This window comes from Verrucomicrobiales bacterium (genome assembly GCA_016793885.1).
Taxonomy (GTDB): Bacteria; Verrucomicrobiota; Verrucomicrobiia; order Limisphaerales; family UBA11320; genus UBA11320.
Window position 1 is genome coordinate 1 of the sequence record JAEUHE010000043.1, and the last position, 13,707, is coordinate 13,707.

A 13,707-nucleotide genomic window follows, 5' to 3' on the forward strand; every position below is an offset into this window, starting at 1 on the left:
GAATTCTATGGGTTTTTCCCAGGGTAGCTCGTTCCTCGCAACCCTGGGCTTTGAGGCGCTATCCCGTTGGGATAGAGGTCCAAGATCTTCTGAACTTGTGGGTAATGCTTAGGGCACGACACCGCTGTTCCTTCACGCCACATTATCCCCCTCCCACGCCCCTATTCACCCACGACAACCTTCAGCCACTCCGTCGCTCGCAGGAAAAGCGGAGACATGTCTCCGCGCTCCATAGTGCCTGGTTCCTTCGCGTGAGCCTGTCGGCTCCCTATCAATCAGCACCCTGAAAGGCGTGCCACCGGTCGGACTAAAGCCCAATCCATGCAGTAGGGCGGCATGCGGTTGCGCAGCAGGTTTTTGCGAAAACCGAGGCGTGAGGAGCGAACGTATTGAGCGAAATACGTAAGCGACGAACAACGAAGGATTTCGCAAAAAGATCAAGCAAACGCCTGCTGAACGACTGCATGGATTGGGCTAAAGACGGACGAACCGATTAGGTTCCTTGAGTCGGGTGACGTAGGTCACAGAAACCGGTGGCATCGCTGCGCGATGCTCCGTATTTTTAACAATTCCCGGGGGTGCTAGCACCCCCGGCTAAATTTCTTTGAACCCTGCGGGTTCGGGCCCTGCCGACACTGTGCTTCCGTCGTCCTAAGCTTCGCCGGCACCCGTTCTGGACGGCATCCTAACCCCGGCTCTGCTCCATCTGCCGCGCCCGTTCAATGATGACATCGGCGATGTGTGGCTCGTTGCCGATGCTGGCGGAATACCACACGCGCTTGTCGCGTCGCTCGGTCGGGTTGCGCCAGGTGGGCTGCCCGGCCGCGATCCGCTGTCGCACCTGGCTCTCGGGTTCGCCCAGCATCATCGGGATGTCTTCATAGCTGTGCAACCCATCGCTGATAAAGAACGGCACCATCACCACGTTCTTCGTTTTGGCGAGGGTGTAGCACTCTTCGATCTTGGGTGATTCCTCCATGAAGATCGGATAGACCTCGGCATACTCGCGTCGCGCACGAATGAGCTCGACCTGGTTCTCGATCGCCTTGCGAGAGTTCTCGCTGTTACCGGTCCCGTGGCCCGCGATGAACAGGGTCGTATCGGCCGGTTTGGGGGCCGCAGGGAAAGGATGCCGCGCCACCACCTCCCGAGCTCGTGAAAGCAGAACCTCGGTCATGCTCTCATGTGTGCCCACGGGGCCGCAGTAGAACAGGGTTTGATTCCCGCGTTGCTGAATCCGAGGAAAGGAGGTTTCACCCTTCCGGCAGAAACCCAGCTCCCGCGGAATGACCTCCTCGGTGAAATAGCCTTCGCTGATGAACAGGGGAACGATGAAAACGCGCGGCTCCAAAATACCGCGCAGGACCGCCGAGATTCCCGGCTCCAGCTTCCAGAAACACTCCTGGACCGTGGAGAAAAGTCCTCGACGACGCAGTTCGTCCGCGTGCTGGTAGGTCGGGGCGCTCGATTCGGCATTGAGCGTGGAACCGTGGCCTACCAGGACCAGGGCAGCATCGGAGAACTCGGCGGGCATAGCGGGTTACGAGTTGTCGCCATCCAACAGGCGTCCGATGCCTCCCAGCATCGACCCTTCTTCGCGACCCGACCCTCCGGCCTTCGGTGAGGCGGCGAAGATTCGATCGGCCATCCGGCTGAATGGCAGTGATTGCATCCAAACTCGTCCCGGGCCGCGCAGGGTGGCGAAGAAGAGTCCTTCACCGCCAAAGAGGGCGGACTTGACCCCGCCAACGAACTCGATGTCGAAGTCGACCGAGGGCTGGAAAGCCACGACGCAGCCGGTGTCGACGCGGAGCACCTCGCCGGGTTGAAGCGTTCGTTCCGCCAGGGTTCCGCCCGCATGAACAAAGGCCCAGCCGTCGCCCTGCAGACGCTGGAGGATGAAACCCTCACCGCCGAAGAAGCCGGCCCCGACTCGCTTCTGGAACGCGATGCCCAGGCTCACACCTTTCGCCGCACACAGGAACGAATCCTTTTGGGCGTGCAGCTCCCCGCCGATCTCGGAGAGATGAATCGGGAGGATTTTCCCGGGATAGGGTGCCGCGAAGGCCACCTTTTTCTTTCCGCCACCTTGATTCGAAAAAACCGTGGTGAAGAGCGACTCGCCGGTGACCAGGCGTTTGCCGGCGCTGAGCAAGGAACCGAAGAAGCCGCCGGTCTGGGGCGCTCCATCCCCGAAGACGGTCTGCATTTTGATGCCGTCCTCCATATACATCATGGCGCCAGCTTCGGCGACCGCAGCCTCCTGGGGATCTAGTTCGATCTCCACAAACTGCATGTCATCGCCGAACAGTTTATAGTCGATTTCGTGCATCGCGTTCATAAGTAGCTCAGATCAATGGAGGCAGAAGATGTCCCTAGTCCGGGTAAAGCGCAAGTCATGGGTTCCTGGTTTGGGTTACGAAAATGTAATGAAACCTCGGAGCGGTTTCTGTGTCTTCTATGGGACGAGCTTAGAACTCTATGAACTCTATTCGCCTCAATGTTCGCTGGATGGATGTGGAAGCTGGGCAACCTTTTCCGGTCTCAGTCGCGGTAACGCGACCCTCCTCGCTGGTGAGGCTGGGGGCCGAACCAGAGACGCGGCGTTGTCCGCACTGCAACTCCGTGGTCTATTCCCGTCGACACGAGCGATGTGGCGCTTGCGAGCGGCCCCTGCCACCGAGTTGCCGGTTCTCAGAGCAGGAGGCGGAACAGGTATTGGCCTTGTTCCAGTGGGAGCGCGAGCAGCATCGCCACTGGCTCAAACGGACCGGGTCTGTGGAGCTGTGGTAGGGGAAGCCTTCTGACGGCGGCTCCTACAGTTTCCGGTGTCGGAGGCGACGTGAGCAGTCTTCGGGCTGCGGCAGTTGGCAGTTGGCAGTTGGCAGTTGGCAGTTGGCAGTTGGCAGTTGGAAATCGCAAATCCAAAATCCAAAATCCAAAATCAACCTCACTCCATCCCAATGCTCGGACCGGCGAGGGTCTTGTAGCCGTATTCGTTCAGCTTGTTCCGCAGGGTCCGGATGCTGATCTGCAGGAGTTCCGCGGCCCGAGTCCGATTTCCCTTGGTGTGCTCCAAGGTCGCGAGGATGTGGCGCTTCTCGATCTCTTCGAGGGTGACGATGCCATTGCCGGGCGCAGCCGCGGACGGCGTCGCGCTGGCTTCCGTTGGTCGGAATACCGGACTCAGAATCCCGGCCGGCATTGGTATTCCGGCGGAGGGCACCGTCACCGGCGCGATCGGCAAGCTGGAGGCCGCCTCGCCGCGACGTCCGAAACCCAGGTGCGCGGGCTCCAGGAGGGCGGACTTGTCGCACATGATCACCGCGCGCTCGATGACATTCTGGAGTTCGCGAACGTTACCGGGCCAGCGATGCGACATCAGGGCGGCGGTGCAGGATTCGGAGATCCCCACCACTTCCTTCCCATGCTGACGGGCGAAGCGCATGCGGAAGGCTTCGGCCAGCACCGGCACATCTTCCATGCGATCCCGCAAGGGGGCCACAAAGAGCGGCACCACGTTCAGGCGGTAGTAGAGGTCGGAGCGGAACTCCTTTCGATCGATGCTCTCCTCCATGTTCCGGTTGGTGGTGGCGATCACGCGCACGTCGACCTTGATGGTGCGCGATCCGCCCACGCGCTCAAATTCCTGCTCCTGGAGCACGCGCAGCAGCTTGGCTTGCACCTGAGGGCTGACTTCGCTGACTTCGTCGAGGAGTATCGTTCCGCGGTTGGCCAGTTCGAATCGGCCCTCGCGCTTGGCGATCGCCCCGGTGAACGCGCCCTTCTCGTGACCGAAGAACTCGCTCTCGATCAGGTTCTCGGGAACCGCCGCGCAGTTCACCCGGATAAAGGGCGCGCCGCAGCGCGGGCTCTGGCTGTAAATCGCGCGGGCCACCAGCTCTTTTCCGGTGCCGCTCTCCCCCTGGATCAGCACGGTTGCGTCCGCCTTGGCGACGCGATCGATGGTCTCCCGGAGCTTGACCATGGAGGGGCTCTCCCCGAGCAGCAGGTAGCGCTCGTCGTTGAGTTCCTGATTGGCGAGGAACCGGTTCACCTTCACCAGTTGGGTGAATTCGTCGGCCTTCTTGAGAATGATTTCCAGCTGCTCGGCTGAAAAGGGTTTGACGAGGTAGTGAAAAGCTCCATCGCGCATGCAATCGACCGCGGCCTCGATCGATCCGAAGGCGGTCATGATGATGACCAGCGGGCGCGAGGTCTTGGTCTGCAGACGGCGGAGCAGTTCCGTGCCATCTCCGTCGGGAAGCTGAACATCCACCAGCATCAGATCGAAGTTGTCCTTGGCCAGCATCTCTTCGGCGGCGGCGATGGTGGTGACCGAGGCCACGTCATAACGACGATAGCGCAGCAGCGACTCCAGGTTCTTGCGTTGCACCTGATCATCTTCAAGAACCACAATTTTTTCGATTGGCATAAGCGGATTGGAGTGTGTGTGAGCGGGTTTGCGACGAGGTCTGCTAAAGTGGGGTCGTGAGAGCCGCGCGCAGTTTTGCGCAGTGCTCCGGTTGATGCAGGGGATGAGGGATCGTGAGATCGGGCCGGCTCTGCCAGGCGGGTGCGGCGGGATCGGCGGGCAGTTCACGCGCCACCCGAGTTTTCCAGCGCCGGCTTCGAACAGCTTGAACCAGCGATCGCACTTCGGATTCCTCCACCTCGCTCAGGATCGCGAGCGCATCATAGGGCTGGTCGGTCGTGTTGATGAGTTCGAGCGCATGGCGGGAGGTGGCGGTGACCCGGCAGCCAGCCAGGCGCAGCCCGGCCGCCGCCTCTTCCAAGCCGGGTTCGCTTCCGACCACCAGGATTCGTGGCGGGGCAATCGCTCCGTGCGCAGGCTCGGCTTCCGTGAAGTCCGAAAGGGGGAACCAAAGCCGAAATGTCGTTCCCTGGGCGTTGCTTGGATCCAGAGTGATGGTCCCGCCCTGGGCTTCCAGACTTTGGCGGGCCCACCATAAACTCAGCCCGGCCCCCTCCGCGGGCGGCTTGGAAGAGAACCAGGAGGTGAACAGCTGTCGGCTCTCGTGATCCGGGATGGCCGGGCCGGTGTTGTGAATGGCCAGGGTGACGTAGGGCTTGGCTCGGGGGCCCGATCGCGGGCGTAGGTCCACCGGTATGCTCGCTTCGGGAGAGGTGCTGAAAGTAATCTTCCCCGGGGCCGGCATGGGCACCGCTTCCACTGCGTTCTTAACGATCGCGATCAGGCATCGCTTGAATACCTGGCTATCGGCGTAGATCGGCAGGCTCCCGGGAGCCAGCTCCGTCTTGAACTCGAACCGTCGGGAGGTGGCATGCCGCAGGAACTCGACGGTTTCGCGGGTGAGTTCGTTGAGATCGTGGTAGCGGAATTCGCCCAGCTTCGAGAGATGCATGGCCACCAACTGCTGCACCAATCGGGCGGCTTGTTGCACCGAGTCCTTGATGGTCTTGGAGCCTTGATGCAGTGGGTGGTCGGGAGGAGTCTTGCGGACAAAGCTATCGCTCAGCGCCAGGATGCTCGCAAAATGGTTATTGAGATCGTGGGCTACTCCCGGGGTGAGCGACGCTAACGATCGCTGCCAACTGCTCGAAGGAAGCCGTTCCTGCGCGGCGCTTTCCGGTGTGACATTGATCCAGGTTCCCTGGAACAGCAGCTCGCCGTTCGAACCTTGAACCGCTTGGCGTCGCTCCGAGACCGTTGAGATCACCTGGGTGAGGGGATGACGCAGTCGGAAGCGGTGGGAATGGATGAGTTGAGGCGACTCCAGACATCGGTCCCAATGAGCCCGGACACCTTCGAAGTCGGCTTCATGAACGCAGCTCCAAAAGTCGGTGGCTTCATCCTGCCATTGACTGCCCGCGAGGCCCGTGACGTTTTCAATTTCTGCATTGAGCCAGATGAAGTTCCCGTCCAACGCTTGGGTAAAGCAGGCGGCGGGGATGAGAGCCTCCCAGGCCGAATCTGGGTGGGACTGAACCTGCCCGACGCGCCTGGTTGGCGGCACATCGAGCTGCGCGGTTGCCCTCATTGGCTGGATCAACGGTTCCACAATCCTACGAACAATCTATCCATCTGGCATCATCCTGATCCAAATCCTGTCTAAAACAGTGGTTTCATCATCGGAATCCTGCGATATCCTTGTCAATGCTCTTTGTGGAATTATTTGCCGGTCCGGTCCGGTGGTGGCTGGTGGGTGTCAGTTGTCAGTTGTCAGTCGTAATCGTAATCGTAATCGTAATCGCCGCCTGGTCTGTAGCGTGGGCCGTGCCGGCCCATTCCCCATTCCCCATCCCAAATGTGAAATGAGCAATGAGCAATGTGAAATGAGCAATGAGCAATGAGCAATGTGAAATCAGCGGTCACACAGAGGCCGCAGAGGTCACAGAAGGGAAGGGGAAGGGGAAGGGAGATCCGGGATTGCACATTGCGAATTGTTCATTGCTCATTTCACATTGCGGAGACCAACAACTCAGCACGCGTCTCGCGTCACGCCCTCGCCCGGAACCCGCAGGGGTTCCCAGAGATTAGCCGGGCGATCGCAGATCCCCGGATAGGGCGTTTATTTATAATTCGGAGCACCCCGCAGGGCGTGCCATCTGAGTGATGAGTGATGAGTGATGAGTGATGAGTGATGAGTGATGAGTGACGAGTGATGAGTGATGAGTGACGAGTGACGAGTGACCACTGACCACTGACCACTGACCACTGACAACTGACAACCGACCACTGACAACCGACACCCGAGCGCCGCGTGGGTCACTCGCAATCCAAAATCCAAAATCCAAAATCGCAAATCCTTGACCCCAGCTCCCGCGTTCCTACATTGCGCCCCGATGTCGCGAAACGATCCGCGTTCTGTCATTCGCCTCCAGGGCGTCCGACAGAACAATCTGAAGAACTTCAATCTCGATTTGCCAACCCGCAAGCTGGTGGTGATCACTGGGTTGAGTGGATCTGGCAAGAGTTCCCTCGCCTTCGATACCTTGTTCGCCGAGGGCCAGCGCCGCTACATCGAGACGTTCTCTCCGTACGCGCGTCAGTTCTTCGATCGAATGGACAAGCCGAAGGTCGACCGAATCGAAGGAATTCCCCCGGCCATTGCGATCGAGCAGAAGAACTCGGTCCGCACCACCCGATCCACCGTCGGGACCATGACTGAAATTTGCGACTACATGAAGTTGGTCTGGCCTCAGGTGGCGCGCGTGTATTGTCGGGGCTGCGGCCAGCCGGTGCGCAAGGAACCGCCGTCCTTGATCTACGATGAAGTGACCGCCTTGCCCAAGGCCGATTCCGGGGCGGAGTGGCTGGTCACGTTTGAACTGCCGCTGAGCGACAAGCTTCCGCTGGCGGAGAGTCTCGACCTGGTGGCCAAGCAGGGTTACCAACGCTTGCTCTGGAAGGGCGAGCCGCTCCGCATCGAGGAGGCAGAGCCGAAACTTCGCGAAGCCAGGCCGGCATCTCTCACGGTCATTCAGGACCGGCTGCGTCCCAGCTCGGCCGTCCGATCCCGTTTTGTCGAGGCTTGCGAGCAGGCTTACCATTTTGGCAAGGGCCGATTGCTGCTCTGGCGGTCAGTCTCTCAGGCCGGAAAAACCGATGAGTGGTCCGTCGCCCGGGCCTACTCCAACCACTTTCACTGCGCGACGTGTGACATCGACTATCGCGAGCCGACCGCGGCTCTGTTCAGCTTCAATCATCCGGTCGGTGCCTGCCCGACGTGTCGCGGATTCGGACGCATTATCACCATCGATTACAATCTTGCGATACCGGATCGATCCAAATCACTCGTCGGCGGGTTGGTGAAGCCGTGGCAGACGGGCGTCAGCGCGGATTGCCAGCGGGACCTGATGAAAGCCTGCAAGGCGGCGCGGGTGCCGACCCAAGTGCCGTTTCGTGAACTCAGCCCCGAACATCAGGAGTGGGTGATTCAAGGAGAGCCGGGGTACGGCCAGGACAAGGACCACGAATGGCCGCACGCCTGGTACGGGATCAAGGGCTACTTCCGCTGGCTGGAATCCAAGGCCTACAAGATGCACGTGCGGGTCTTGCTCTCGCGCTATCGTTCCTACACTGAGTGTTCGGATTGCCACGGGCTTCGATTCCAACCCGAAACGCTACGCTACCAGGTGGTGTGGCCCACTGCAGTCAAACTGCCGGCCTCGTGGGTGTCGGCGGAGACGACGGCCGCTCAGGCGGTCGCCCCTCGTCGCATCACTCTGGCGGACTTTTATCAGCTGCCCATCTCCACCGCCCGCGGGTTTCTGCAGGCGCTGGTCGCCGGCCGAGCGAAGGATCCGCGCGACCCGCTGGCCTTGGTGATGGGTGAGGTTCTCTCCCGACTCGGCTATCTCGAGGAGGTGGGCCTGGGTTACCTCACTTTGGATCGGCCCACGCGCACCCTCTCCGGCGGTGAAACGGAGCGCGTGAACCTGACCACTTGCTTGGGAACGCGGTTGGTCAACACGCTGTTCGTGCTGGATGAACCGAGCGTGGGACTTCACTCCCGTGACACTGTTCGCTTGGTAAGAATCCTCGAGGGGTTGCGCGATGCCGGGAATACGGTGGTGGTGGTGGAGCATGAGGCGAGTGTCATGCGGGCGGCCGACCAAATTATCGACCTGGGACCAGGGCAGGGCGAGAAGGGCGGACACATCGTGTTCCAAGGATCTTTCCCAGAGCTGCTAAAATCTCGAAAGTCGCTGACGGGTGAATATCTGAGCGGACGACGTTTGGCCGAAAGCTTGCCGCGTCGGACCGTATCGACGGTGAGCGGCGGACGGGCACGCGCTTCGGCCCCCTCCGTAACGCTGCCGTGGCTGCGCGTGCTTGGTGCCACCTCGCACAACCTGCTAAACCTCGATGTCGAAATCCCTCTTCAGCGCATGGTGTGTCTGACCGGGGTCAGCGGATCGGGCAAGACCACCCTGGTTCGGGATGTTCTGCTTCCGATGCTGATGGCCCGTCAGAGCCCGGCCGCGTCCACGACCGATGGGGAGGACACCGACACCGAGTCCGGAGACGACTCCACATCCACAGCGACGGTTCCGCTGGCGCGGTTGGAAGGATTCGAAGCGATCGATCGCGTCGTGCTGGTCGATCAAAGTTCCCTCGGCAAGACCCCGCGCTCGAACCCGGTGGTGTATATCGGAGCGTTCGAACACATTCGCAATCTGTTCGCTGAAACCGATCTGGCCAAGCAGCGGGGATTGAACTCGAGCGGATTCAGCTTTAATTCCGGCCAGGGACAGTGTGAGCGTTGTCGCGGGGCCGGATTCGAAAAGATTGAAATGCAGTTCCTCAGCGATGTGTTTATCCGCTGCCCGGATTGTCAGGGACGCCGGTATCGCGAACACATCCTCGAGGTGAAACTTTCCCCGCCCGACTCGGCCACGACCCCGAAGTATCCGCCCGCGCGAGCGACCTCCTTGATGTTGCAGGAAACGCTTCAGGTTCCTGGAGCCCAGGGGTCCAAGGGCCGACGGAAAACGGTCGTGTCCGCTCCTCCACCTCCTAGCGCTCGTTCGACACCAGTCGCGGCGACGGCTACGGCTTCGTCCGCCTCCCCCTCCCGGAGTTGGTCCATTGCCGATATGTTGGAGGCCACCGTCGATGATGCGGTGGACTTCCTGGACGCGTTCCCGGGCAATCGCCACGCCCTGCGCGCTCTGCGCAGCCTGCGCCTACTTCAGGAAGTGGGGCTCGGTTATCTGCGGCTCGGCCAGCCCATCAACACGCTCTCCGGAGGGGAGAGCCAGCGTCTCAAGCTGGTGAGTTTCCTCGCCGAGTCCGCCGCTGCAGATCTGGGCGGGCGCGGCCGCGAACGGGTGTCCGATGACCCTTCGCCGCGCACACTCTTTCTCTTCGATGAACCCACCACCGGACTGCACTTCGAGGATGTTCGGGTGCTGCTCAAGGTGTTCCACAAGCTCGTCGATGCGGGACACTCCCTGCTCGTGATCGAGCATCACCTGGACGTGATTTGGTCGGCCGACTGGGTGATCGATCTTGGGCCGGAGGCTGGCGAGGATGGGGGACGCATCGTCTGCGCCGGAACGCCCGAGCGTGTCGCTGCCTGCCGCACCAGTCACACCGGCCAGGCCCTGCGGGCTCAATTTCTTTCCGAGTCATGAAAAACCCTGATCTGCTGTCGGGTGTGTCCAGCGATGCCATTGAAATTCATGGCGCGCGTGAGCACAACCTCAAGAACCTCACGCTCACCATTCCGCGCGACCAGTTTGTGGTGATCACGGGGGTCAGCGGCTCGGGCAAAAGTACGCTCGCGTTCGATCTGCTGTTCGCCGAGGGCCAACGCCGGTTTCTGGATTCCATGAACACCTATGCCCGGCAGTTCGTGGAGCAGATGACGCGGCCGGACGTCGATCGCATCTCGGGTATTCCTCCCACGGTCAGCATCGAGCAGCGCACGAGTCGCGGGGGTGGTAAAAGCACGGTCGCAACCGTGACGGAGATTCATCATTTCCTCCGTTTGCTCTTTGCCCGGCTCGGCACGCAGCATTGTCCCGACTGCGGAACGGCGGTGGAAGCGCAGACTCGCGACGAACTGGCCCGGCGGTTGCTCGCCCAGACCGAAGATCGAGGTGACCTCCTGCTGCTTGCGCCCGTGGTCAAGAATCGCAAGGGATTTCATACCGACGTCGGGGAGTGGGCCGCGAAGCATGGGTATCGGGAAGTGCGCGCCGACGGCCAGATTTATCCCACCGATCAGCCGCTTCGACTCGACCGCTTCCGGGAGCACGACGTCGAGGTGGTGGTGGGGGTCTTGGAGGCCCCAGGCAAGGGTGGCAAACGTCGCTCCTGGCCGTCGTCGACCTCGGTGGCAAGCTCGGCCTCCGCGGCCGATGCGGGTCGCACGCATTGGCAGTTGATGGACGAGGCGCTCAAGGTGGGCAAGGGAACCTTCTATGCCTTGGACAACCGGAAGCAACTCACGGTGCATAGCACCGAGCGGGCCTGTCCCGATTGCGGCCGGTCTTTTACGGTGCTGGACCCGAAGATGTTTAGCTATAACTCGGTGCAGGGGTGGTGTCCCAAGTGCCGCGGGTTCGGGGAGCTGTTCTATCTGCCCGATGTGGAGCGCGGGGCGCGGGCCGATGCCATTGAAGAATCTTGGTTTGAGTGGACCGAAGGGAAACACGAGCCGTGTCCCGACTGTCGTGGCGCTCGGTTGAATCCGTTGGCGCTGGCGGTGCAATTGCATTGCGGCCCCAAGCGACGCGAACCGGGTGCGAAGAAGGGAGTGGAGACCTACCCCAACATCGATTCGTTTGGACGAATGTCGGTAGCGGAAGCCGCCGAACAGTTTCGTTCACTGCGGTTCGAGGGCTACGGCTCGGAAATCGCCCGCGATATCCTCCCGGAAATCCGCGAACGCTTGAACTTTCTGGTGGAAGTGGGATTGGGATATCTTCAGCTCGGCCGCGCCGTTCCCACTCTTTCCGGCGGCGAGGCACAGCGGATTAGGTTGGCGGCTCAGCTGGGATCAAATTTGAGCGGGGTTCTCTATATTCTCGACGAGCCGACCATTGGGCTGCATGCGCGCGACAATGAGCGACTGCTGAGCGCGCTCAGCATTTTGAGATCGCGGGGCAATTCCGTCGTGGTGGTGGAACACGACGAGGAAACCATGCGTCAGGCCGATTGGATCATCGATCTAGGGCCCGGTGCCGGTGTCCGGGGTGGCGAGGTGGTGGCCCAGGGCACGTTGGCGGATCTGATGAAGCATCCGCTTAGCCTGACGGGACAGTATCTGCGCGCCGAGCGACGTTTCCCCGCCCGGGGCCAGCGACGGCCGGTCCAGCTGCCGGGAGCCGAAACCTCAGCCGTGGCCAAGGCCAAGGTCAAGGTCAACCCCGTGGCCGAGCGGAAAGCCAATCCCAAGCCAAAGTCTAAGTCCCTGACCTCGGGCGAGCCGAGTGCGAGGGCGGAAGTGATGTCGTGGCTGCGGTTGGGGCCGATCTCCGTCAACAATCTCAAGGAGCTGAAGGTGAGCTTTCCGCTCGGTCGATTTGTCGTCGTGACCGGCGTCAGCGGCTCGGGCAAGAGCACCATGATTCGGGAAGGGTTGCTTCCTCGGGTGGAGCAAGCCCTTCAGCGGCCCAAGCGCGGCGCCAGGCCTGCGTCGGTCGCGGGGATTGCCGGGACGGAGCCGCTGCGGGCGGTTTATGAAGTGGATCAATCCCCCATTGGACGCACACCGCGGTCCACGCCGTCGACCTACGTAGGGTTCTTCAATGACATCCGCGAGTTGTTTGCTTCGACACCGGAAGCGCGGATGAGGGGCTATTCCACCAGCCGCTTTTCGTTCAACAGCGCGCAAGGTCGCTGTCCGACCTGCGAGGGGGCGGGGTTGGTGAAATTGGAGATGAACTTCCTTCCCCCGGCCTACGTGTGTTGTGAGACCTGCGAAGGACGGCGGTTCAATCGCGAGACCTTGGATGTGGAATGGCGGGGCAAGAACATTGGGGGTGTCTTGGATTTATCCGTGGATGAGGCCATTGAGTTCTTTGCGACCCAGCAGCGCATCTTGCGTCCGTTGGAAGTGTTGCGGGATACCGGACTGGGTTATCTGCGATTGGGGCAAACCAGTCCCACGCTGAGCGGGGGTGAGGCCCAGCGGGTCAAGTTAGTGACGCATTTGTTGTCGGGTTTGAAGGATGCGGCCCAGACCGATCCCTTGCGTCGTTCGGCGAAGAAGAATTTGTTTATTCTCGAGGAGCCGACCGTTGGGCTGCACATGGTGGATGTGAAGAAGTTGGTCGAAGTGATTCAGCGGCTCGTGGACGGGGGGCACTCCGTGATCGTGATTGAGCACAATCTGGATTTGATTGCCGAGGCCGACTGGGTGGTGGATTTGGGACCGGAAGGCGGAGAGGGTGGAGGGCGGGTTATTGCTGAGGGGACGCCGGAGCAAGTGGCGAAGAAAAAAGAGTCGCACACTGGCCGCTATCTGAAGCCCATGCTCCACCGATCGTGAAGGGGTAGGTGGTAGGTGGTAGGTGGTAGGTGGTCACTCGTTTTCAGGTGTCAGGTGTCAGGTCTCAGGTGTCGTAATCGTAATCGTAATCGCCGATTCGCTTTCTGTCCCTCTGTAGCGTGCGCCAGCCTGCCCCGCACCTTTGGTCGGGGTGCCGGCCCATTCCCCATTCCCCATTCCCCATTCCCCATCCCAAATGTGCAATGTGAAATGAGCAATGAGCAATGTGAAATCAGCGTTCACACAAAGGCCGCAGAGGTCACAGAGGGGAAGGGGAAGGGGAAGGGAGATCCGGGATTGCACATTGCGAATTGTTCATTGCTCATTTCACATTGCGGAGACCAACAACTCAGCACGCGTCTCGCGTCACGCCCTTGCCCGGAACCCCAAGGGGTTCCCAGAGATTAGCCGGGCGATCGAAGATCCCCGGACAGGGTATTTAGATTTCGGAGCACCCCGCAGGGCGTGCCATCTGAGTGATGAGTGACCCGAATGAGCAATGAACAATGTCCCCTCCCGCAACTCATAACTCATAACTCACTCCTACTCATAACTCAGTAGCCCCTCCCCACCCCCCGACCATCTAATTCCCAGCCACTTCCGCCTCGACATAGGAGCCTTTCCGGCGTAACTTCCTCTCGAGAAAATGGAGATCGAGGAAACCGAGTTCCCCCGAATAGAATTGGTGCCAGTGCGTTGATGTAGCGGGCGTGGGAGT

General features: G+C 60.7%; 7 protein-coding genes. 3 read left to right on the forward strand and 4 right to left on the reverse strand.

Annotated features, from left to right (window positions below; genetic code table 11):
- Positions 1-685 precede the first annotated feature (685 nt).
- Complete coding sequence (locus JNN07_06165; GenBank protein ID MBL9167307.1) at positions 686-1,534, reverse strand: hypothetical protein; 849 nt, start codon at positions 1,532-1,534, stop codon at positions 686-688.
- Positions 1,535-1,540: 6 nt separating this feature from the next.
- Positions 1,541-2,341: a TIGR00266 family protein gene (locus tag JNN07_06170; GenBank protein MBL9167308.1), complete on the reverse strand. Its 801-nt coding sequence runs from the start codon at positions 2,339-2,341 to the stop codon at positions 1,541-1,543.
- A gap of 140 nt (positions 2,342-2,481) precedes the next feature.
- Between JNN07_06170 and JNN07_06175 the strand changes: the two genes are divergently transcribed.
- Positions 2,482-2,793 (forward strand): hypothetical protein, encoded by a 312-nt coding sequence (locus tag JNN07_06175; protein ID MBL9167309.1) that lies wholly within the window; start codon positions 2,482-2,484, stop codon positions 2,791-2,793.
- Between the two features lie 157 nt (positions 2,794-2,950).
- On the opposite strand, the gene JNN07_06180 is transcribed toward JNN07_06175, so the two are convergent.
- Positions 2,951-4,435, reverse strand: a complete 1,485-nt coding sequence (locus JNN07_06180; GenBank protein MBL9167310.1) for a sigma-54-dependent Fis family transcriptional regulator — start codon at positions 4,433-4,435, stop codon at positions 2,951-2,953.
- A 43-nt stretch (positions 4,436-4,478) separates the two neighbouring features.
- The gene (locus JNN07_06185) at positions 4,479-6,023 is read right to left on the reverse strand and encodes a PAS domain-containing protein (GenBank protein ID MBL9167311.1); all 1,545 of its coding nucleotides are present in this window, start codon (positions 6,021-6,023) and stop codon (positions 4,479-4,481) included.
- 805 nt (positions 6,024-6,828) lie between these two features.
- Here JNN07_06185 and JNN07_06190 point away from each other — a divergent pair.
- Entirely contained in the window at positions 6,829-10,125 is a 3,297-nt protein-coding gene (locus JNN07_06190) for an excinuclease ABC subunit UvrA (protein MBL9167312.1), read from the forward strand.
- Positions 10,122-12,989: an excinuclease ABC subunit A gene (locus JNN07_06195; GenBank protein MBL9167313.1), complete on the forward strand. Its 2,868-nt coding sequence runs from the start codon at positions 10,122-10,124 to the stop codon at positions 12,987-12,989. Before JNN07_06190 ends, JNN07_06195 begins: the two co-directional genes overlap by 4 nt.
- The last annotated feature ends 718 nt before the right edge of the window (positions 12,990-13,707 follow it).

Coding starts and splice junctions, on each gene's coding strand:
- JNN07_06165 (MBL9167307.1), bottom strand. CDS start 1,534: ATGCCCGCCGAGTTCTCCGATGCTGCCCTGGTCCTGGTAGGCCACGGT.
- JNN07_06170 (MBL9167308.1), bottom strand. CDS start 2,341: ATGAACGCGATGCACGAAATCGACTATAAACTGTTCGGCGATGACATG.
- JNN07_06175 (MBL9167309.1), top strand. CDS start 2,482: ATGAACTCTATTCGCCTCAATGTTCGCTGGATGGATGTGGAAGCTGGG.
- JNN07_06180 (MBL9167310.1), bottom strand. CDS start 4,435: ATGCCAATCGAAAAAATTGTGGTTCTTGAAGATGATCAGGTGCAACGC.
- JNN07_06185 (MBL9167311.1), bottom strand. CDS start 6,023: ATGAGGGCAACCGCGCAGCTCGATGTGCCGCCAACCAGGCGCGTCGGG.
- JNN07_06190 (MBL9167312.1), top strand. CDS start 6,829: ATGTCGCGAAACGATCCGCGTTCTGTCATTCGCCTCCAGGGCGTCCGA.
- JNN07_06195 (MBL9167313.1), top strand. CDS start 10,122: ATGAAAAACCCTGATCTGCTGTCGGGTGTGTCCAGCGATGCCATTGAA.